Genomic DNA, 20575 nt, shown 5'->3' on the forward strand with positions numbered 1-20575 from the left:
GTTCGCAAAGCGATTGCACGTATGAAAACAGTTGTGCGTGAAAGAGAGCTCAACGTAAACAATTGATAATGAGAGGAGGTTCACACAATGAGTGAACGCAACCAGCGCAAAGTATACACTGGCCGTGTTGTTTCTGACAAAATGGATAAAACAATCTCTGTTGTCGTTGAAACAAAGAAAACACACCCTTTGTATGGCAAACGCGTGAAATACTCCAAAAAATATAAAGCTCATGATGAAAAGAATGAAGCAAAAGTTGGCGATATCGTTAAGATTATGGAAACTCGCCCATTATCCGCAACAAAACGCTTCCGTTTAGTAGAAGTTGTAGAAAAAGCGGTTATCATTTAATATAAATGTTTCGGATTTAGTAATTCCGAAGGGAGGTTACGCAGATGATTCAACAGGAATCTCGTTTGAAAGTAGCTGACAACTCTGGTGCTCGTGAAGTACTTACAATCAAAGTTCTTGGCGGTTCCGGTAGAAAAACAGCTAATATTGGTGATGTAATCGTATGTACGGTCAAACAAGCAACACCAGGAGGCGTTGTTAAAAAAGGTGACGTTGTGAAGGCAGTTGTTGTTCGTACTAAACGCGGCGTTCGTCGTACAGATGGTTCATACATTCGATTCGACGAAAATGCATGCGTGATTATTCGTGATGACAAGAGCCCTCGTGGAACACGTATTTTTGGACCTGTTGCTCGTGAACTTCGCGACAGCAACTTCATGAAAATCGTTTCACTAGCTCCTGAAGTTCTTTAATAAACAGTGATATAGACTTTTCAAGGAGGTGCGAATCTCGTGCATGTAAAAAAAGGTGATAAAGTAGTTGTCATCTCCGGCAAGGATAAAGGGAAACAAGGCGTAGTTCTTGAAGCATTCCCTAAGAAAGATCGTGTTCTTGTTGAAGGTGTAAATATTGTAAAGAAACACGCTAAACCTTCTCAAGCGAACCCACAAGGTGGTATTTTCGAACAAGAAGCAGCGATCCATGTTTCTAACGTTATGATTATTGATCCTAAGACTGGTAACCCTACTCGCGTAGGCTATCAAACAGTCGACGGCAAAAAAGTACGTGTAGCAAAAAAATCAGGTGAATCTTTAGATAAATAAGTCAGAAACGAAGGGAGGTACAACAAGTGAACCGCCTTAAGGAAAAATATCAAAAAGAAATTACTCCTGCTCTAATGAGCAAGTTTGAATACAATTCAGTAATGCAAGTTCCTAAACTTGAAAAAATCGTTGTGAACATGGGTGTCGGCGATGCCGTTTCAAACGCGAAAGCATTGGACACTGCTGTAGAAGAATTAGCAACTATCACTGGTCAAAAACCAGTTGTAACAAAAGCTAAGAAATCTATCGCAGGTTTCCGTCTTCGTGAAGGCATGGCAATCGGTTGTAAAGTAACTTTACGCGGAGAGCGTATGTATGAGTTCCTTGATAAATTGATTGCAGTTTCCCTACCACGTGTACGTGACTTCCGTGGAATCTCCAAAAAAGCATTCGACGGTCGTGGTAACTACACATTAGGTGTTAAGGAACAGTTGATTTTCCCTGAAATCGACTACGATAAAGTAAACAAAGTCCGCGGCATGGACATTGTTATCGTAACGACAGCTAATACTGACGAAGAAGCTCGTGAGCTTCTAACTCAATTCGGAATGCCATTCCAAAAGTAATCGCTAAATAAGGGAGGCGAAAAAGTGGCTAAGAAATCAATGATCGTGAAACAACAACGTACACCAAAGTTTAAAGTACAAGAGTACACACGTTGCGAACGCTGCGGCCGTCCGCATTCTGTATACCGCAAATTTAAACTTTGCCGTATTTGTTTCCGTGAACTAGCATATAAAGGACAAATTCCAGGCATTAAAAAAGCTAGCTGGTAAAACCCGAAAACGGGAAGGAGGTTATCATTGTGGTAATGACAGATCCAATTGCAGATTTGCTAACTCGCATTCGTAATGCGAACATGGTTCGTCACGATAAATTGGAAGTTCCAGCTTCCAAAATGAAAAAGGATGTAGCTGATATCTTAAAACGTGAAGGTTTCATCCGTGACGTTGAATTTATTGAAGATAATAAACAAGGTATCTTGCGTATCTTCTTAAAATATGGTGCTAACAACGAGCGCGTAATTACTGGTATCAAACGTATCAGTAAACCAGGTCTTCGTGTATACGCAAAAGCAGGAGATGTTCCTCGCGTATTAAACGGACTTGGAATCGCAATCGTATCTACTTCTCAAGGTGTTATTTCTGATAAAGAAGCACGCGCTAAGAAAATTGGCGGAGAAGTAATCGCGTACGTATGGTAATAAACATTTCACTGATGAATGGAGGTGCACGAAATGTCCCGCGTAGGTAAAAAACCTGTAGAAATTCCAGCTGGAGTTACAGTTACTTTGAACGGAAATACAGTAACTGTTAAAGGACCAAAAGGTGAATTGACTCGTACTTTTCACTCTGATATCGAAATCAAAGTTGAAGATAATATCGTAAATGTATCCCGTCCAACTGATGAAAAACTTCATCGTTCATTGCACGGTACTACACGCGCTATCATCGCTAACATGGTTGAAGGTGTCTCCCAAGGCTTCGAAAGAAATCTTGAGTTAATCGGGGTTGGTTATCGTGCTCAAAAACAAGGTAAGAAACTTGTATTGAATGTAGGATACTCTCACCCAGTTGAGATCGAACCAGAAGAAGGACTTGAAATCGAAGTTCCTGCTAACACAAAAATCACAATCAAGGGTACTGACAAGGAGCGCGTTGGAGCTTTAGCTGCTAACATCCGCGATGTACGTCCTCCTGAACCTTACAAAGGTAAAGGTATCCGTTATGCTGGCGAACAAGTTCGTCGTAAAGAAGGTAAAACTGGTAAGTAAAGGCCCTAAAGCTTAGGAAAGGAGTGTCGTAAATGATCACGAAGGCTAACAAAAACGCTACTCGTAAGAAAAGACATGCACGTGTCCGCGCTAAATTAGCGGGTACACCGTCTCGTCCGCGTTTAAATGTTTTCCGATCCAATAAGCACATTTATGCACAGCTTATTGATGATGCTAATGGTGTTACTTTAGCTAGTGCATCAACACTTGATAAAGAAATTAGCCTTGAGTCCACTAGTAACGTGGATGCAGCTAAAAAAGTTGGCGAAGTTATCGCTAAACGTGCTGTAGAAAAAGGTGTTTCCGAAGTTGTTTTTGACCGTGGAGGATACTTATATCACGGACGTATACAAGCACTTGCAGATGCTGCACGTGAAAACGGATTACAATTCTAATAGACAAAGGAGGGACATATTAGATGCGTCGCATTGATCCAAATAAATTAGAACTTGAAGAACGCGTAGTTACAGTCAACCGCGTAGCGAAAGTTGTTAAAGGCGGACGTCGTTTCCGTTTCACAGCGCTAGTGGTTGTCGGAGATAAAAATGGACATGTAGGATTCGGTACTGGTAAAGCACAAGAGGTGCCAGATGCAATCCGTAAAGCTGTTGAGGATGCGAAGAAAAACCTGGTTACTGTACCAATGGTTGGAGTTACAATTCCTCATGAAGTTATCGGACGTTTCGGATCTGGTGAAATCTTAATGAAGCCAGCTTCTGAAGGTACTGGAGTTATCGCTGGTGGACCAGTTCGTGCCGTGCTTGAATTAGCAGGTATCGCTGACATCCTTTCCAAATCTCTAGGCTCTAACACACCTATCAATATGGTACGTGCTACTATTGATGGCATTAAACAAATGAAAAGTGCGGAAGAAGTTGCAAAATTGCGCGGTAAATCTGTAGAGGAACTGTTAGGATAAGGAGGGAAATCAAATGGCTAACAAATTAGAAATTACCCTCACGCGTAGCTTAATCGGTCGTCCTGAAGATCAACGCGTAACAGTAAATACTCTTGGTCTTAAAAAAATGCACCAAACTGTAGTGCATAACGACAATGACGCTATTCGCGGTATGATTAACAAGGTATCTCACCTTGTTACTGTTAAAGAAATCTAAGCTTACTAACGTTTATATAAGGAGGTGCCAGCATGAAACTTCATGAATTAAAACCTGCAGAAGGTTCTCGTAAAGAACGCAAACGCGTAGGCCGCGGTATTGGTTCAGGTCATGGTAAAACTGCCACTAAAGGACATAAAGGTCAAAACGCCCGTTCCGGCGGTGGAGTAAGACCAGGATTCGAAGGGGGTCAAACTCCTTTATTCAGACGTTTACCTAAACGCGGATTTACAAACATTCATCGTAAAGAATACGCAGCAGTTAACCTTGAAAAATTAAATCGCTTTGAAGATGGTACTGAAGTAACACCTGAATTGTTAATCGAAACAGGTGTTGTGAAAAGCGAAAAAGCAGGAATCAAAATTCTTGCAAAGGGTAATGTAGAGAAAAAATTGACAGTTAAAGCACACAAATTCTCTGCAGCTGCTAAAGAAGCGATTGAAGCCGCAGGCGGTAAAACTGAGGTGATTTAATGTTCCGTACATTGCGTAATTTCATGCGAGTGAAAGATATCAGGAATAAAATTCTCTTTACTCTTGCAATGCTGGTTATCTATCGCATCGGGTGCTTTATACCTGTTCCCGGTGTGAATGCAGACATTCTTGCAATGAACGATGAGTTAAGTGTATTTGGAGTCTTGAACTTCTTCGGTGGTGGAGCTTTAAGTAACTTCTCTATCCTTGCAATGGGGATCATGCCATATATTACGGCTTCGATCATCATCCAGCTATTGCAAATGGATGTTGTTCCTAAATTTGCAGAATGGGCAAAGCAAGGTGAAGTTGGAAGGCGTAAATTAGCTCAGTTTACCCGCTATGGAACCATAGTTCTTGGATTTATTCAAGCACTTGGAATGTCATATGGTTTTAATAACATGGCTAATGGAGCTTTGATTGATAATCCAGGAATTACGACATATCTGTTAATAGCTACTGTATTAACAGCCGGTACCGCATTTCTTTTGTGGCTCGGTGAACAAATCACTTCTAAGGGAGTAGGAAATGGAATTTCGATCCTTATCTTTGCGGGTATTGTATCGGCAATTCCTTCTACGCTCAACCAGATATATGCATCCATGTTCGAAGATGCTGGAGATGCATTATTCCTTAATATAGCAATCGCTGTATTGATTGTACTTGCAATCATCGCTGTAGTTGTTGGTGTAATATTTATTCAACAGGCAAACAGAAAAGTACCTATCCAATACGCTAAACAGGTTTCAGGTAAAGGTCCAGTCGGTGGACACAACACACATTTACCTTTAAAAGTAAACTCTGCTGGTGTTATTCCGGTTATCTTTGCAGTTTCCTTTATTATTACTCCGCCAACAATTGCATCATTTTTCGGTGAGAATAGTGTAACAACATGGATTACTAAAACATTTGATTACACACAACCCGTTGGAATGATCCTTTACGTTGCTTTGATTATTGCATTCTCCTATTTCTATGCTTTTATTCAAGTGAATCCGGAGCAATTATCCGAGAACTTGAAAAAGCAAGGTGGATATGTACCAGGAATACGTCCAGGCAAAGCCACTCAGGAATACTTCACGAGAGTATTATATCGATTGACTTTTGTTGGGGCTCTATTCCTTTCATTCATCGCAGTGCTTCCTGTAATATTTATCAAGCTAGGCAATCTTCCATCATCTGCCCAAATAGGTGGAACGAGTCTCTTGATTATAGTAGGGGTAGCCTTGGATACAATGAAGCAATTAGAATCGCAACTTGTAAAAAGACATTACAAAGGTTTTATTAAATAAAAGGTTTCGGGGACTATTATGCTCCCCAAGCCTATTATTGTTTAGGGGGAAAAAGTGTGAATCTTGTATTAATGGGACTGCCAGGAGCCGGTAAAGGTACTCAGGCAGAAAGAATAGTAGAAGAATACAACATCCCTCATATCTCTACTGGAGATATGTTTCGGGCAGCTATGAAAGAGGAAACACCACTTGGTTTAGAAGCTAAATCATATATGGATAAAGGTGAACTGGTACCGGATGCAGTTACAATCGGTATCGTACGTGAACGTTTAGCTAAGGATGATTGTCAAAAAGGCTTTTTGCTAGATGGATTTCCACGCACTGTTGCTCAGGCTGAAGCACTTGAACAGCTTTTAGCTGAAATGGATCGTCAATTAGACTATGTCATTAATATACAAGTCAATAAAGATAGCTTGTTAGAACGATTGACAGGCCGCCGCATCTGTAAAGATTGCGGAGCTACCTACCACCTAGTATTTAATCCTCCTGCCAAAGAAGGTGTGTGCGACCGCTGTGGTGGAGAGTTGTACCAAAGAGCTGATGATAACATCGATACGGTGCAAACCCGTCTCGAAGTAAACATTCAACAGTCGCAGCCACTGATTACCTTCTATGAAGGAAAAGGATATTTACGAAATCTTGACGGACAACAACCGATTGATAAAGTCTTCGCGGATATAGAAGAGCTTCTCGGGAGCTTGTCTCGATGATCATTTGTAAAACCCAACGCGAGATTGAAATCATGCGTGAAGCTGGGCGTATTGTTGCTCTAACACATCAGGAACTGCAAAAATACATTAAACCCGGTGTTTCAACAAAGGAACTGGATGCTATTGCGGAAAAGTTTATACGCAAACATAATGCAATTCCGTCCTTTAAAGGGTATAATGGTTTTCGTGGCAGTGTTTGTACATCCGTTAACAACGAACTTGTACATGGCATTCCTGGGGATAAGACATTAAAAAACGGCGACATTATCAGCATTGATATTGGTGCACAACTTAATGGCTATCACGGCGATTCAGCATGGACCTATCCAGTTGGAGACATTGATGATGAAACCAGGAGACTGCTTCAAGTAACAGAAACATCCCTCTATAAGGGGATTTCGGAAATAAAGCCAGGCCAACGTCTCTCTAATATCTCACATGCTATTCAAACATATGTCGAGGAAAACGGCTTTTCTATAGTAAGAGAGTATGTCGGACACGGTATCGGTCAAGACTTACATGAAGCACCGCAATTGCCTCACTTTGGTCCGCCGAATAAAGGCCCAAGATTGAAGCCGGGAATGGTGCTGTGTGTTGAGCCAATGGTGAATGCAGGAAGCCGCTATGTTCAAACATTAGCCGACAACTGGACAGTTGTTACAGTTGATGGGAAGAATTGTGCTCACTTTGAGCATACCATTGCGATTACCGAAGAAGGCTATGAAATCTTAACATTAGTTTAAATGTAGGTGATCTTGATTGGTCCAAAAGGATAGATCTCCCCGGTTGGGACAATTTGTTCGGGTCACTCAAGGCAGGGATACCGATCAATATGCCATAATTGTAAAAATTGTTGATGAAAAATTTGTTTGTATCGCTGACGGAGATAAACGAAAGTTTGATTCTGCAAAGCGTAAAAACATACTTCATCTACATTTGTACGAGGACTGGTCTCAGGAAGTGGAGAGCAGTTTAGGGGAAACAGGTCGCGTAACGAACGGAAAGCTCCGTTTCGCTTTGACTTATTTTATGAAAAGCTTAGAGAAGAAGGGAGAAGAACTGTAATGGCAAAAGATGATGTTATTGAAGTTGAGGGTACAGTTACTGAGACTTTACCAAACGCTATGTTTAAAGTTGAATTAGAGAATGGCCATACTGTCCTTGCCCATGTATCAGGCAAAATCAGAATGCATTTCATTCGTATTCTGCCAGGTGATAAAGTGACGGTAGAGCTATCTCCTTATGACTTGACCCGCGGAAGAATTACGTATCGTTTTAAATAATCTCGGTTGCACTCCGCATTTTATAAGGAGGGAAAACAATGAAAGTCAGACCATCAGTAAAACCAATCTGCGAAAAATGTAAAGTTATCCGTAGAAACGGTAAAGTAATGGTTATTTGTGAAAACCCAAAACATAAGCAAAAACAAGGGTAATATTTGAAGGAGGTGCACATAAATGGCACGTATTGCAGGTGTAGATATTCCTCGTGAAAAACGAGTTGTTATTTCTTTAACTTATATTTTCGGTATTGGTAGACCAACTGCTGAAAAAGTACTTGCAGAAGCTGGAGTTTCTCAAGATACTCGCGTACGCGATCTTACTGAAGATGAATTGAACAAAATCCGTGATATTATCGATGGATACAAAGTAGAGGGTGACCTACGTCGTGAAGTTTCCTTAAACATCAAACGTTTAATGGAAATCGGTTGCTACCGTGGATTACGCCACAGAAGAGGACTTCCTGTTCGTGGACAAAACACTAAAAACAACGCACGTACTCGTAAAGGCCCACGTAAAACTGTAGCTAACAAGAAAAAATAATAAGTAAGGAGGTTTTGTCGATATGGCACGCAAAACGAACACACGCAAACGCCGCGTGAAAAAGAATGTAGAGTCAGGTATTGCTCACATTCGTTCTACTTTCAATAACACAATTGTTACAATTACTGATGCACACGGAAATGCTATTTCTTGGTCAAGTGCTGGTGCACTTGGTTTCAGAGGTTCCCGTAAATCTACACCATTTGCAGCGCAAATGGCAGCAGAAACTGCAGCTAAAACTTCTATGGAACACGGTATGAAAACTTTAGAAGTTACTGTTAAAGGCCCAGGATCTGGTCGTGAAGCAGCTATTCGTGCATTACAAGCAGCTGGTCTTGAAGTTACTGCAATCAAAGACGTAACTCCAGTACCTCATAATGGTTGCCGCCCGCCTAAACGCCGTCGTGTATAATATTGTTTGAATAGAATTTATTTCCCTGTCTATAATGGGGTAATATAGTGATTTTCCTTTTTCTTAGAAAATCACAAATATGTTGCGCACATTGGGAGTATATATTGGGGAATTTCGGTTAGATGCAAAACACTACCTTCTTCTAGCCGGGGTTTCGACGTTACGAAGGAGGGTATTGTTGAATGATCGAGATAGAAAAACCAAAAATTGAAACGGTTCAAATCAGCGAAGACGGAAAATATGGTAAGTTCATCGTTGAACCACTTGAGCGTGGATATGGAACAACTTTGGGTAACTCCTTACGTCGTATCCTACTATCCTCATTGCCTGGTGCTGCCGTTACATCTATTCAAATAGATGGTGTGCTCCATGAGTTCTCTACTATTGAGGGTGTAGAAGAAGATGTAACTGCTATTATCCTAAATATTAAGAAGCTCGCATTAAAGATTTATTCTGATGAAGAAAAGACTCTTGAAATTGATGTTCAGGGGGAAGGGGCAGTAACGGCTGCAGATATTACACATGATAGCGATGTGGAAATTCTAAACCCGGATTTACTGATAGCTCACCTTTCTAAAAAAGCTCACTTGCGTATGCGCTTGGTAGCTAGAAGAGGAAGAGGCTACACGCCAGCTGATCAAAACAAACGTGATGATCAACCAATCGGTGTAATCCCTATTGATTCCATTTACACACCAGTATCTCGGATGACATATCAAGTTGAAAACACTCGTGTAGGTCAACTGACAAACTATGATAAACTTACAATCGATGTATGGACTGATGGAAGCACTGGTCCAAAAGAAGCTATAGCTTTAGGTGCGAAGATCGTAACAGAACATCTGAACATCTTTGTTGGTTTAACAGATGAAGCTCAAAATGCTGAAATCATGGTTGAAAAAGAAGAAGATCAAAAAGAAAAAGTATTGGAAATGACAATTGAAGAGCTTGATCTTTCTGTTCGTTCTTACAACTGTTTGAAGCGTGCTGGCATTAATACAGTACAAGAGCTTGCTAATAAGACTGAAGAAGATATGATGAAAGTTCGTAATCTTGGCCGTAAATCACTTGAAGAAGTGAAAGCTAAGCTAGAAGAACTAGGTCTTTCCCTACGTAAAGACGATTAATGAATGAATAGATAGAATCAGTTATTTCAACAAAGGAGGGAAACTTTCATGGCATACAGAAAGTTAGGACGTACAAGCGCACAGCGTAAAGCAATGCTTCGCGATTTGGCTACTGATTTAATTATCAACGAGCGTATCGAAACGACTGAAACTCGTGCGAAAGAATTACGTTCCGTAGTCGAAAAAATGATTACTTTAGGTAAACGCGGAGATTTACATGCACGCCGTCAAGCTGCTGCATACATCCGTCACGAAGTAGCAAACGCTGAAACTGGGCAAGATGCAGTTCAAAAATTATTTGCTGATATCGCGCCTCGTTACGAAGAGCGTCAAGGTGGATACACTAGAATCATGAAAATTGGTCCACGTCGTGGAGACGCAGCACCAATGGTAATTATCGAGTTAGTTTAATGATGTAAGGGTAGGGGTGGACAGAATATCTGACACCCATATCCTATATTAAATACCTTAATCCAATGATTCTGGTATAAGCTAACTAAAGCATTATGCGTTTTACGCATGTGCTTTACTCTTATTTTACTGAATAATCCAAAAAACGATAGAGCGTTACGATAGGCATGGATTGGGTGACGATCCAATTGATGTTTGTCTAGCTCTCGCACCCCTTGTACAGACAAAACGTACGTTGTCTGACATTAAGATAAGTGAATGCTGCTCTTAATTCAGGAAATCCATTGGGATAATCCGGAAGGGGTGCAGCGTTTTTTTATATTCAAAAATAGTTGAGCTAAGCAGAGAATAGAGCAGCACAGGGAGGAAGCTATGAGTAAACCGTTGGCTGAAGTTAGTAATATATCCTTTCAATATGAAGCGAAGACAAATAGAGCTCTGGATAATGTATCGTTTAAAGTCCAGGAGGGTGAATGGCTCGCTATTGTTGGGCATAATGGTTCAGGCAAATCAACATTAGCCAAGCTATTAATAGGGCTCTATTTTGCTAATGAAGGAACGATCATGGTTAATGATTTGGTCATGAGCGAAGACACTGTATGGGATATCCGTCGGCATATTGGAATGGTCTTTCAAAATCCTGATAATCAGTTTGTAGGTACAACTGTGCAGGATGATGTGGCTTTTGGTTTAGAAAACGCTGGCATTGAGAGAGAGGATATGATAAACCGTGTCCAGGATGCATTAAGGAAAGTTCGCATGGATGAGTTTCTCGATCAAGAGCCGCACCATTTATCAGGTGGACAAAAGCAACGTGTTGCAATAGCAGGTGTACTGGCCTTGCGCCCATCTATTATTATTCTGGATGAAGCCACCTCCATGCTTGATCCCTTGGGGAGATCAGAAGTACTTGGCATTATTAGAGAATTGAAGGAAGACAAACAATTGACAGTAATATCAATCACTCATGACTTAGAGGAAGCTGCCCGTGCTGACCGGATGATTGTATTGAATCAGGGGAAAATATTTGCGGAAGGCAGCCCGGCTGAGATATTTAAGTTAGAGGAAGAACTTGTGAAATTAGGACTTGATATCCCGTTTTCTATAAAACTTTCTAAATCATTAAGAGAAAATGGTATCCAAGTATCTGATCAAATCACCGAAGAAGGGCTGGTGAATGAACTATGCAAATATCACTTGAAGAAGTAGAGCATACCTATCAACTGGGCACACCATTTGAGCATCGCGCTTTATATGATATTAATGTTCGTTTTCCAACTAATTCTTTTATAGGTGTAATTGGTCATACTGGCTCAGGCAAATCTACTCTCTTACAGCATTTAAATGCCTTGTTAAAGCCAACAAAGGGGAAAGTCACAATTGGAGAAAGAGTTATCTCCGCAGATAAAAAAGAAAAGAATTTGAAAGCCATCCGTCAAAAAGTAGGAATTGTCTTTCAGTTCCCTGAACACCAGCTTTTTGAAGAAACCGTATTAAAAGATATCTGCTTTGGACCCATGAATTTTGGAGTGAGTGAGGAAGATGCCAAAAATCGTGCATATGCAGCGATCAAATTAGTGGGTCTGGATGATTCGATTATGGAGTCCTCTCCATTCGATTTATCCGGCGGTCAAATGCGAAGAGTAGCGATAGCAGGAGTACTGGCCATGGAACCGGAAGTGATTGTTCTGGATGAACCTACAGCCGGGTTGGATCCAAGAGGGCGAAAAGAAATTATGGATATGTTTCATACCCTTCACAAGGAAAAGGCTCTTACCACCATATTGGTTACACATAGCATGGAAGATGCAGCAAGATACGCAGACGAACTGATTATCATGCATAGAGGAACGATTGTTAAAAAAGCGTCTCCAAATGAAGTGTTCTCTGATCCAGAGGCATTAATGGATTTAGGACTGGCAGTGCCTGATACCATTCGATTCCAGATGGAATTTGAACAAAAGAGTGGTTTAGTTCTCTCCAAGAAACATCTGTCACTGGATGATTTGATTAGCGAGATATCAAATCTCTTGGGGGTGGACAACAATGATGGATAAATTTATAATGGGACGCTATGTTCCAGCTGATTCTGTTGTCCACAGAATGGATCCAAGGGCAAAATTATTATTAGTCTTTTTCTATGTTTGTATCGTATTCCTGGCTAATAACTGGATATCGTATGCTATTTTAATTACATTTACCTTAGTATTGCTAGGATTAACAAAAATTAAACCACTATTCCTATTACAGGGATTAAAGCCGGTAATCTTTTTAATCATTCTAACATTGCTTATACAACTGTTTTTCACAAAAAGAGGAGAAATTGTCTTCTCGCTCGCCGGTATTGATATTTATGATGAAGGAATTAAGATGGGGATCTTTATATCCTTACGTTTTACATTATTAATCTTAGTTACTTCTATCCTTACGCTTACGACAACGCCGATTGAGATAACGGATGGAATGGAATATCTATTGAACCCTTTAAGGAAAATTAAATTCCCGGTTCATGAGCTTGCATTAATGATTTCTATCTCATTACGCTTTATTCCAACGTTGATTGAAGAGACGGATAAAATTATGAAGGCACAAACCTCAAGAGGAGTCGATTTTTCATCGGGCCCGCTGAAGGAAAGATTGAGTGCAGTCGTCCCTCTCCTTGTTCCACTATTTGTAGGCTCCTTTAAACGTGCTGAGGAGCTGGCTACAGCGATGGAAGCAAGGGGATACAGGGGCGGAGAAGGCAGGACGAAATATCGTGCTCTTAAGTGGGAATTCCCTGACACAATCTTAATCATCTCTCTCATCGCCTTATCAATCGCTCTTATCCTCACTAGAAACTAATAGGGAGAGTATTGGAATGATACGTTACAAATGTACAATAGCTTATGATGGGACAAATTTTGCCGGCTACCAAATTCAGCCTGACAAGCGTACAGTTCAATTGGAACTGGAAAAGGTCCTAATGACCATGCATAAGGGAAGAGAGGTCAAGGTGGCTGCCTCAGGGCGTACTGATGCCGGTGTACATGCCAAGGGGCAAGTCATTCACTTTGATTCTCCACTTGAGCTGCCTCCGGAAAGATGGAAAAAAGCACTGGGAACTATGCTGCCTGCAGATATAGCCATCGTAGATATCGAAAAGGCTGATTCTGAATTTCATGCCAGGTTTAATGCGGTTGGTAAAGAATACAGGTATATCATTTCGTTGGCTGAAGTAAAAGATCCCTTTATTAGAAATTATGCCTATCACTATCCCTATAAGCTCGATTTAGCTATGATGGAGAGAGCGTCAGAGTATTTAACCGGGACCCATGATTTTACCAGTTTTTGCTCCGCTAAAACAGAAGTGGTGGATAAAGTAAGAACGGTCAAGTCGATTAATTTTCTTAGAGATGATCAACAATTGGTCATTCGTTTTGTTGGAGATGGTTTCCTGTATAATATGGTAAGGATTATGGTAGGCACTTTATTGGATGTCGGGATTGGCAAACGCCGCCCGGAGGAAATAAAAGACATTATTACTGCCCATGATCGCACGAAAGCAGGGAGAACCGCACCAGGACACGGGTTATATTTATGGAAAGTAGATTATAAATAAAATCTAAATTCCATGACAACTAATCCAGGTGTAACATTTTCTTGACAATGGCCGAAAAACGGTATATCATATCCTTTGGTATGTTAAAACCACGAGAATAGCCCCGGAAACTATTTCGTGTTTAGATAGAGCCACAAATTTTTTTAAAAAAAATGAAACAATGAACTATTTTTAGGAGGGTAAATCAATGCGTACGACGTATATGGCGAAAGCTAGTGATGTAGAACGTAAATGGTACGTTGTAGATGCCGAAGGTCAAACTTTAGGTCGTCTAGCATCACAAGTAGCCTCAATTCTTAGAGGTAAACACAAACCAACTTATACTCCACATGTTGACACTGGTGACCATGTGATTATTATCAATGCATCTAAAATCGAACTGACTGGTAAGAAATTAACTGATAAAATTTACTACCGTCACAGCATGCACCCAGGTGGTTTGAAAACAAGAACTGCTCTTGAAATGAGAACTAACTACCCAGAGAAAATGTTGGAGCAAGCTATCAAAGGAATGCTTCCAAAAGGATCTCTTGGTCGTCAAATGGGTAAAAAATTAAACGTATATGCTGGAGCTGAGCATCCACATCAAGCACAAAAACCTGAAGTTCTTGAGCTTCGCGGTTAATATTAAAGGAGGATATAACATTGGCACAAGTACAATATTACGGTACTGGTCGACGTAAGAGCTCCGTTGCTCGTGTGCGTTTGATTCCAGGTGAAGGCCGCATCATTATCAATGATCGTCAAATCGATGACTACATTCCATTCGCAGCACTTCGTGAAGTAGTAAGACAACCTCTAGTTGTTACTGAAACAACAAACAGCTATGACATTTTAGTAAACGTTAAAGGTGGAGGCTACACAGGTCAAGCAGGCGCTATCCGTCATGGTATCGCTCGTGCATTACTTGAAGTAGATCCAGAATACCGTCCAGGACTAAAACGTGCAGGATTGTTAACTCGTGACCCACGTATGAAAGAGCGTAAAAAATACGGTCTTAAAGGCGCGCGTCGTGCACCTCAGTTCTCAAAACGTTAATTTTACAATTGCGTTCAAAAGACTCTCAGACATTTGTCTGGGGGTCTTTTTGTTATGTTTGGAGATATAAATGCAGAGCGGCTGGCTGTGTGAGCAAAGTTGAGTCATGCTGGAATTAGTGCCAGATTGGCTCGGTTACGCGCAAATTCCAAGGATTAATATTCTGGATTGGCTGGATTAAGAATCCGTTTGGCCGGATCAAATAGAAAAATGGCTTGATTTATTAGGTATTTGGCTGAATTGAATAAGAAAACGAGTATATATACAACAAAGCGACCCGAAAAAGAGAAGATGGACTACCCCGACAGCCATACATCGATCCGATTAACACCTCCTTATACACGATGTTTTATAACTCCTCCTTACATTTCCCATTTATCCCATGGCATGAGTATAGGCCATCCATCAAACAATAGAGTATATCTTAATTTTCTATTGATGATTATATTTTAATTTAGAGGTGGTTTAATGAATACAGTTGTAAATCTTGCTGCTTTTCGTAAAGAAAAGCGGTTGAAATATGAGCGTGAGATACTGAAGGATTTTTCGCTTGAACTTTTAGGGAGGCAATATCGCCATCTTGCTAAAGGGTTAAAATGTTTTCCGGGATACTCAATTGAGCCAGCTGAAGAGCATTGTTATGATATTGCAGTGGAGGGTTTTCTTCTAGGTGGATATTATAGTAAGTTTAATCGGTATGGAGAGTCGCCAGAGCGGATAAAAGAGAGAGCGAAAAAAGAAATTGATATGCTCTCACAGCAATTGTTTTACTATCTTTATCAATCGGAGGAAAATGGATCTCCTTTTATACAAGAAACGCTGCGCAGCTTGACGGATGAATATGTGACGGCTTGGTGGATGGAAGGATACGCAAAAGGAATTAATCGATATAAAATGAGGATGAAATAGATCTAGCATGTTCTATCTAAACTCCTTGTCCCATAAGATACAGTAATAGTGGATTATGGGGTAAAGGGGATAAGCTATGAATGTTCAAAAGAAGGTTCTCACGACCTGTTTTGTGGTTGGGGTGGTTCTTCTGTTTTTATTGATGTCATACAGGATGAACCAGCGTGTATCATTTCAGCAGTGGAATCTGCCCTTGGCTGGAAAAGTTATTGTCATTGACCCAGGACATGGAGGGATAGATGGCGGGGCGACCTTTAATGGTGTAATCGAGAAAAATGTAACATTGCCAATTTCGTTAAGACTAAGGGATTACCTGCAGGAACAAGGTGCCCTTGTTTTAATGACAAGAGAAAAAGACGTAGATCTTGCTGATTCTGATTCGAGAAGTATACGGGAAAGGAAGCGGACGGATTTAATTACAAGGACTAAATTTATAAACAATTCTGAGGCGGATTTGTATATTAGTGTGCATGCCAATGCCTTTCCACAGGTGAATTCGAAGGGAGCCCAGACGTTTTATTCGCCAAAGTTTACGGAAAATAAACAAGCGGCTAAATTGATCCAAGCAGAGTTTATTCGTAATTTAAGAAATACGAAAAGATATGCTAAACCTATGGAAAGTGTATATTTAGTCAAGCATGCAAATAAACCGGGAGTTCTGGTAGAAGTCGGCTTTCTTTCAAATGATGAAGAAAGACGCAATTTACAAAGTAAAGTGTATCAGGATGATATCGCACTCTCAATCTATACGGGAGTAATTAGATATTTTTTAAAGGAACATGAAGAAGATTGAAAATACAGAATCAAATTAGCAATTGATACCTATTGAATATGTTATACTAATAGCGTTTACAAATACATACAAGGTAGGTGTCGTTCGTGCTTACAGAAGTAAAGGTAAGAGAATTACTTGGAGAAATTAAAGATCCATTTTTAAATAAAACCCTTAAAGAAACAAACGGTATTATAGAGATAAAGATTAAAGAAGAAAAGCAGCATGTGAGCGTGAAAATAGCGATTGCTAAAACAGGTACGGCTGAACAGCTGCAAATCCAGCAAACGGTTGTAAATACATTAAAGGAGGCTGGAGCGAATACAGTAGGCATTCGTTTTGCTGACTTGCCAGAGGAAGCCTTGGCTAAATTCCGTGAGTCTTTGCCGAAAGAAGAAAAAGGCTTACTCGATAGTGACACTACCTTTATTGCAATTGCCAGTGGAAAAGGAGGAGTCGGTAAATCCACCGTCTCTGTAAATCTGGCAGTGGCTTTGGCACGCCTTGGTAAAAAGGTTGGTCTGGTGGATGCTGATATTTATGGTTTTAGTGTTCCGGATATGATGGGGATTGATAAGCGTCCAACTGTTAAAGAGGAACGTATATACCCAGTCGATCGTTTCGGTGTAAAAGTGATCTCTATGGGGATGTTCGTTGAGGATAATGCACCGATTATATGGAGAGGTCCGATGCTTGGAAAGATGCTGAATAACTTTTTCCAGGAAGTAGAGTGGGGAGATTTGGATTATTTATTGCTTGACCTTCCTCCTGGAACTGGAGATGTAGCTTTGGATGTTCATTCCATGCTGCCAACCTGTAAAGAAATTATCGTTACCACTCCACATCCTACAGCTGCGTTTGTTGCCGCTAGAGCGGGTGCTATGGCAATTCGTACAGAGCATGAGGTAATTGGTGTGGTTGAAAACATGTCTTACTTTGAGAGTAAAACAACCGGCGAAAGAGAATACGTCTTCGGTAAAGGTGGCGGCGAAAAGCTGGCTGAAGAGCTTAATACAGAATTATTAGGCAAGCTTCCTCTTGGACAGCCTGATTGGAATGATGAGGAGTTTGCGCCATCAATCTACGCAGAAGATCACCCGACCGGAAGGATGTTTACAGAAATAGCTGAGAAAGTAACTGAAATGGTTAATAAATGATAAGTAAACGCCTCCGTTCGATAGGAGGCGTTTTATTTATGGTTGACCTGCTTTCTTATTGTTTGAAGTATTTTCTTTAGATTTTTCATCAGCTGCTTTTAGTAGGATATCTTCTATTTTTGCTTTATAGAGCGGGCTATCAATGACCTCTGTTAAGACGGATTGAAGTTCTTTGCGATAGTCCTTTCCTTGCATGATTTCGGTGAATTCTTTTCTCATATCTGAATCCTTTAGGACATTTGTTAATAATGTCATATATTCCGGATCAGTCATTAAATCTTTAAGAATCTGTTTATGAGAGGATTCCAGGCCATTTGCAAGAGACTTCACAAACTTCGGATCCTTGAAGGCATTCTCCCAGAATTGTTTCTCTTTATCAGAAGTTAATACTGTCTCAATAGTTTTTGAAACATCCTCCTGATTCATAATCAATTCAGTTTTAACTGATTCATCTTGAAGAATATCCTCAATTGCTTTCTTCCCTTCATCTGACTTTAAAACATCTACAATAATTTTTTTAGTATCACTATAGTTTTCTTCTCTTGATTCTGTATTTGTTTCACTGCAGCCGGTTAAGGTGATTAGGCATAAAATAAGACCAAAAGCACATCTGAATATAGTTGTCATTAATTTAATCCTCCTCTAATAAATCTACATTGATAATATGAATCGAGAATAAAAAAATATACGTGTTTATATGAATTAATAGATTTTCATGACAACGGTTGGTACAATTTAGTAGAACATACATAGAGGGTGGGGAAAAATGAGCAGTCGATATTGGGTGAAGCTATTTATGAATACCTTGCTGATAGGCGGTTTTACAGCGGGGGTCGTTGGTTTAATTGCAAAATGGAATGAGTTTTCACTTAAGACACCAGTTGAATTACTAGTTGGCTTCTTGTGGATGGCTGGCGTTGGATTAATATTCAGTGTTATTAGCCAGATGTGTTTTTTTGCGTATTTAACCGTTCACAGACTTGGGATGGAAATGTTTAGATCTGTTTTTGTATGGCATGCCATACAATTGGTACTTACTGTATTTGTTTTAGTTGATTTAGGTTATTTGCGGTTTGTGTTTTTTGGAAATGAAACAGAAGGTGCCATTTCATATGTCTGGTATCCTGTCTTAATTTTAGTAGTAGCCTTAATAGTAGCTGTGCTGAAAGTTAAACAAACAAATAAAAGTGCCTTTATACCTACCTTGTTTTTTATGGTCGTAGTAACAGTAATAGAATGGTTCCCGGTGCTCAGGGTAAATGATGAAAGCTATATGTATTTCATGTTAATTCCTTTGCTTATCTGTAACACCTATCAACTGTTGATTTTGCCAAAATATCATGAAAAATCAAAGGAAGCTGCGAAGGAACGTATGAAGCGCACGCAGCAAAAAGCCGCACACTCGTAAAGGAGTGCGGCTTTTTTAGTTTAATTGAAGAGTTTCCCTATTCATTAATGGGCTGCTGTTTACCATATAGGGTATCCTGCTAATTTCGTGGCTGGTTGATTTAGAGTTGGATATCATTTCAGAGACAGAGAGTAGCTTTAGGTTTTTATTAGTCAATTCCTCTTTAATGAGCGGAATCGCTTTGGCGGTTTGTATGGCAGCATCAGAAGCATGAAGTAAGATGATATCCCCTTGTTTGGCCTGAGCAACATTGTGGGCAATAATCTTTGTCCCTGGGTTTTTCCAATCCATAGAATTGACACTCCAATGGACCATTGTAAGGTTCGACTTCTCGGCAATTTTTAATACTCGTCTATCTACATCCCCAGTAGGAGTCCGTAATAGGAGCGGCTTTTCTATTCCAGCTTTTCGGAAGGCTTCAAGCCCTTTAGATATATCCTTTTGGATTCCAGGCTCTTCAAGCTCCGTGTAATCGATATATGAGTAACCTAAAAGGCCAATCTCGTAACCCTGCTCTTTAATCAGCTTAACAATATGAGGATGACGTTCAACCCATGAGCCTGCTAAGAAAAACGTGGCCGCATGAATTTTTTCCTGTTTTAAAGCTTTTAGAATATCCTCAGCCTTTTCATCGCCCCAGCCGATATTAAATGTCAAAGCTACTCCTTTTTCTCCTTTGTATATAATCTTTGGTTTCCCATTGATTGAAAAAGAAGGTGAGACCGCGATGAATTCCACATAGAAAAAAAGGGCTGTGAAGAACGTAATAATCAGTAATAAGATTAGTTGCTTTCCTCTGCGTGCATTTGTTACATAAAAAAAGGGCATGTTATTCACCTCATCCAATTGATCAGCTTTTAATGTAATGTATTTGTTAGGTGGGACAAATATTACAGTTAAAAAAACAGCTTGTATAAAATTTAAAAAAATGATGTAACATATCCCTGTTGATCAATTAGGTAGGAGGGATATTGTGCTGGGGGTTTTACTGACAGAAAAAGAAGGTATGGAATTAGAGTTTTTAATTAAGAGAGAAATGGAAGAAATTCGTACAGATGAAAGAATAGAAAACCATCATCCAATTGTTCAAAGGGCAATAGAAGAAAGATATAAGATTTTGTTAAAACTCCTGATTAGAATTGCCCCGAAAAGCGAGTATTTAAGGTATTTGAATACACCTCGAAAAACAGAAAATAATTTTGATAAAAAGTGTTGACTTAGAATTTAAATGCTGATATATTTATATACGTTGTCACGAACGAAGTCGAAACGAAAGAAATCGGCTGAAAAAACTTTTTAAAAAAGTCGTTGACAACAAAAAGCGAATTTGATAATATATAAAAGTCGCTGAAACAAGCAACACAGATTGTTCTTTGAAAACTAAACAAAACGAAACGCCAAGCAAGTCTAAAAAAGAGATTTTTAAAATCTCGTCAAT

At 39.8% G+C, this 20575-nt stretch carries 35 protein-coding genes; 32 read left to right on the forward strand and 3 right to left on the reverse strand.

Features of this window, described 5'->3' with window-relative positions:
- The first annotated feature begins 87 nt into the window (after positions 1–87).
- The 30 genes from rpsQ to AC4D4B_RS19170 all read left to right on the forward strand — a co-directional run bounded on the left by rpsQ (position 88) and on the right by AC4D4B_RS19170 (position 17729).
- Positions 88–351, forward strand: coding sequence for a 30S ribosomal protein S17 (gene rpsQ / locus AC4D4B_RS19025; protein ID WP_490997176.1), 264 nt, complete (start codon positions 88–90; stop codon positions 349–351).
- Positions 352–395: 44 nt separating this feature from the next.
- The gene (gene rplN / locus AC4D4B_RS19030) at positions 396–764 is read left to right on the forward strand and encodes a 50S ribosomal protein L14 (RefSeq protein ID WP_066102954.1); all 369 of its coding nucleotides are present in this window, start codon (positions 396–398) and stop codon (positions 762–764) included.
- A gap of 39 nt (positions 765–803) precedes the next feature.
- Positions 804–1115 carry a 50S ribosomal protein L24 gene (gene rplX, locus AC4D4B_RS19035; RefSeq protein WP_066102951.1) on the forward strand — a complete coding sequence of 104 codons (312 nt, stop codon included), beginning with the start codon at positions 804–806 and terminating at the stop codon, positions 1113–1115.
- Between the two features lie 26 nt (positions 1116–1141).
- Positions 1142–1681: a 50S ribosomal protein L5 gene (gene rplE, locus AC4D4B_RS19040; RefSeq protein WP_066102948.1), complete on the forward strand. Its 540-nt coding sequence runs from the start codon at positions 1142–1144 to the stop codon at positions 1679–1681.
- A gap of 24 nt (positions 1682–1705) precedes the next feature.
- Positions 1706–1891, forward strand: a complete 186-nt coding sequence (rpsN, locus tag AC4D4B_RS19045; protein ID WP_490553529.1) for a 30S ribosomal protein S14 — start codon at positions 1706–1708, stop codon at positions 1889–1891.
- 29 nt (positions 1892–1920) lie between these two features.
- Positions 1921–2319 carry a 30S ribosomal protein S8 gene (rpsH, locus tag AC4D4B_RS19050; protein ID WP_066102945.1) on the forward strand — a complete coding sequence of 133 codons (399 nt, stop codon included), beginning with the start codon at positions 1921–1923 and terminating at the stop codon, positions 2317–2319.
- A 33-nt stretch (positions 2320–2352) separates the two neighbouring features.
- Positions 2353–2889, forward strand: a complete 537-nt coding sequence (gene rplF, locus AC4D4B_RS19055; RefSeq protein ID WP_490997177.1) for a 50S ribosomal protein L6 — start codon at positions 2353–2355, stop codon at positions 2887–2889.
- A 32-nt stretch (positions 2890–2921) separates the two neighbouring features.
- Positions 2922–3284, forward strand: a complete 363-nt coding sequence (gene rplR, locus AC4D4B_RS19060; protein ID WP_066102942.1) for a 50S ribosomal protein L18 — start codon at positions 2922–2924, stop codon at positions 3282–3284.
- A gap of 23 nt (positions 3285–3307) precedes the next feature.
- Positions 3308–3808, forward strand: a complete 501-nt coding sequence (gene rpsE, locus AC4D4B_RS19065; RefSeq protein WP_066102939.1) for a 30S ribosomal protein S5 — start codon at positions 3308–3310, stop codon at positions 3806–3808.
- A gap of 13 nt (positions 3809–3821) precedes the next feature.
- Complete coding sequence (rpmD, locus tag AC4D4B_RS19070) at positions 3822–4004, forward strand: 50S ribosomal protein L30 (RefSeq protein WP_066102935.1); 183 nt, start codon at positions 3822–3824, stop codon at positions 4002–4004.
- A 32-nt stretch (positions 4005–4036) separates the two neighbouring features.
- Positions 4037–4477: a 50S ribosomal protein L15 gene (gene rplO, locus AC4D4B_RS19075; protein WP_066102932.1), complete on the forward strand. Its 441-nt coding sequence runs from the start codon at positions 4037–4039 to the stop codon at positions 4475–4477.
- The gene (secY, locus tag AC4D4B_RS19080; RefSeq protein ID WP_490997178.1) at positions 4477–5769 is read left to right on the forward strand and encodes a preprotein translocase subunit SecY; all 1293 of its coding nucleotides are present in this window, start codon (positions 4477–4479) and stop codon (positions 5767–5769) included. Before rplO ends, secY begins: the two co-directional genes overlap by 1 nt.
- A gap of 56 nt (positions 5770–5825) precedes the next feature.
- Positions 5826–6479 carry an adenylate kinase gene (locus AC4D4B_RS19085; protein WP_066102927.1) on the forward strand — a complete coding sequence of 218 codons (654 nt, stop codon included), beginning with the start codon at positions 5826–5828 and terminating at the stop codon, positions 6477–6479.
- A complete protein-coding gene (gene map, locus AC4D4B_RS19090) occupies positions 6476–7222 on the forward strand; it encodes a type I methionyl aminopeptidase (RefSeq protein ID WP_066102924.1) in 747 nt (248 codons plus the stop codon). Before AC4D4B_RS19085 ends, map begins: the two co-directional genes overlap by 4 nt.
- Positions 7223–7238: 16 nt before the next feature.
- The gene (locus AC4D4B_RS19095) at positions 7239–7544 is read left to right on the forward strand and encodes a KOW domain-containing RNA-binding protein (RefSeq protein ID WP_490997179.1); all 306 of its coding nucleotides are present in this window, start codon (positions 7239–7241) and stop codon (positions 7542–7544) included.
- Complete coding sequence (gene infA / locus AC4D4B_RS19100) at positions 7544–7762, forward strand: translation initiation factor IF-1 (RefSeq protein WP_040372572.1); 219 nt, start codon at positions 7544–7546, stop codon at positions 7760–7762. Before AC4D4B_RS19095 ends, infA begins: the two co-directional genes overlap by 1 nt.
- 38 nt (positions 7763–7800) lie before the next feature.
- Positions 7801–7914 carry a 50S ribosomal protein L36 gene (gene rpmJ, locus AC4D4B_RS19105; protein WP_017473641.1) on the forward strand — a complete coding sequence of 38 codons (114 nt, stop codon included), beginning with the start codon at positions 7801–7803 and terminating at the stop codon, positions 7912–7914.
- Between the two features lie 22 nt (positions 7915–7936).
- Entirely contained in the window at positions 7937–8302 is a 366-nt protein-coding gene (rpsM, locus tag AC4D4B_RS19110) for a 30S ribosomal protein S13 (RefSeq protein ID WP_066102920.1), read from the forward strand.
- A gap of 22 nt (positions 8303–8324) precedes the next feature.
- Positions 8325–8714 (forward strand): 30S ribosomal protein S11, encoded by a 390-nt coding sequence (gene rpsK, locus AC4D4B_RS19115; RefSeq protein WP_049672521.1) that lies wholly within the window; start codon positions 8325–8327, stop codon positions 8712–8714.
- 182 nt (positions 8715–8896) lie between these two features.
- Positions 8897–9841 carry a DNA-directed RNA polymerase subunit alpha gene (locus AC4D4B_RS19120; RefSeq protein WP_066102914.1) on the forward strand — a complete coding sequence of 315 codons (945 nt, stop codon included), beginning with the start codon at positions 8897–8899 and terminating at the stop codon, positions 9839–9841.
- A 48-nt stretch (positions 9842–9889) separates the two neighbouring features.
- Positions 9890–10252, forward strand: a complete 363-nt coding sequence (gene rplQ / locus AC4D4B_RS19125; protein ID WP_066102910.1) for a 50S ribosomal protein L17 — start codon at positions 9890–9892, stop codon at positions 10250–10252.
- 372 nt (positions 10253–10624) lie between these two features.
- Positions 10625–11461 carry an energy-coupling factor ABC transporter ATP-binding protein gene (locus AC4D4B_RS19130; protein WP_490997180.1) on the forward strand — a complete coding sequence of 279 codons (837 nt, stop codon included), beginning with the start codon at positions 10625–10627 and terminating at the stop codon, positions 11459–11461.
- On the forward strand, positions 11437–12309 hold the full coding sequence (locus tag AC4D4B_RS19135; protein WP_490997181.1) for an energy-coupling factor ABC transporter ATP-binding protein: 873 nt from the start codon (positions 11437–11439) through the stop codon (positions 12307–12309). Before AC4D4B_RS19130 ends, AC4D4B_RS19135 begins: the two co-directional genes overlap by 25 nt.
- A complete protein-coding gene (locus tag AC4D4B_RS19140) occupies positions 12299–13096 on the forward strand; it encodes an energy-coupling factor transporter transmembrane component T family protein (RefSeq protein WP_490997182.1) in 798 nt (265 codons plus the stop codon). The genes AC4D4B_RS19135 and AC4D4B_RS19140 overlap by 11 nt, the downstream gene beginning before the upstream one ends.
- Positions 13097–13112: 16 nt before the next feature.
- Positions 13113–13853 (forward strand): tRNA pseudouridine(38-40) synthase TruA, encoded by a 741-nt coding sequence (gene truA, locus AC4D4B_RS19145; protein ID WP_490997183.1) that lies wholly within the window; start codon positions 13113–13115, stop codon positions 13851–13853.
- Between the two features lie 187 nt (positions 13854–14040).
- Positions 14041–14478, forward strand: coding sequence for a 50S ribosomal protein L13 (rplM, locus tag AC4D4B_RS19150; RefSeq protein ID WP_066102895.1), 438 nt, complete (start codon positions 14041–14043; stop codon positions 14476–14478).
- Positions 14479–14498: 20 nt separating this feature from the next.
- The gene (gene rpsI, locus AC4D4B_RS19155; protein WP_066102893.1) at positions 14499–14891 is read left to right on the forward strand and encodes a 30S ribosomal protein S9; all 393 of its coding nucleotides are present in this window, start codon (positions 14499–14501) and stop codon (positions 14889–14891) included.
- 468 nt (positions 14892–15359) lie between these two features.
- Positions 15360–15800, forward strand: a complete 441-nt coding sequence (locus AC4D4B_RS19160; protein ID WP_490997184.1) for a DUF2521 family protein — start codon at positions 15360–15362, stop codon at positions 15798–15800.
- A 76-nt stretch (positions 15801–15876) separates the two neighbouring features.
- A complete protein-coding gene (gene cwlD, locus AC4D4B_RS19165; protein WP_490997185.1) occupies positions 15877–16593 on the forward strand; it encodes an N-acetylmuramoyl-L-alanine amidase CwlD in 717 nt (238 codons plus the stop codon).
- Between the two features lie 86 nt (positions 16594–16679).
- Positions 16680–17729, forward strand: coding sequence for an Mrp/NBP35 family ATP-binding protein (locus tag AC4D4B_RS19170; RefSeq protein WP_490997186.1), 1050 nt, complete (start codon positions 16680–16682; stop codon positions 17727–17729).
- Between the two features lie 36 nt (positions 17730–17765).
- Here the strand turns inward: AC4D4B_RS19170 and gerD are convergent, their stop codons facing one another.
- Positions 17766–18356, reverse strand: coding sequence for a spore germination lipoprotein GerD (gene gerD, locus AC4D4B_RS19175; protein WP_491000801.1), 591 nt, complete (start codon positions 18354–18356; stop codon positions 17766–17768).
- Positions 18357–18495: 139 nt separating this feature from the next.
- On the opposite strand from gerD, the gene AC4D4B_RS19180 reads away from it, so the two are divergent.
- Entirely contained in the window at positions 18496–19137 is a 642-nt protein-coding gene (locus AC4D4B_RS19180; protein ID WP_490997188.1) for a KinB-signaling pathway activation protein, read from the forward strand.
- 15 nt (positions 19138–19152) lie between these two features.
- On the opposite strand, the gene AC4D4B_RS19185 is transcribed toward AC4D4B_RS19180, so the two are convergent.
- Entirely contained in the window at positions 19153–19965 is an 813-nt protein-coding gene (locus tag AC4D4B_RS19185) for a polysaccharide deacetylase family protein (RefSeq protein WP_491000802.1), read from the reverse strand.
- Positions 19966–20110: 145 nt separating this feature from the next.
- Between AC4D4B_RS19185 and AC4D4B_RS19190 the strand changes: the two genes are divergently transcribed.
- Entirely contained in the window at positions 20111–20353 is a 243-nt protein-coding gene (locus AC4D4B_RS19190) for a hypothetical protein (protein ID WP_490997190.1), read from the forward strand.
- A gap of 36 nt (positions 20354–20389) precedes the next feature.
- Here the strand turns inward: AC4D4B_RS19190 and AC4D4B_RS19195 are convergent.
- The coding region (locus tag AC4D4B_RS19195; RefSeq protein ID WP_491000803.1) for a hypothetical protein at positions 20390–20575 on the reverse strand (186 nt) is incomplete at its 5' end.

Source organism: Pradoshia sp. Z6_59 (genome assembly GCF_058267515.1).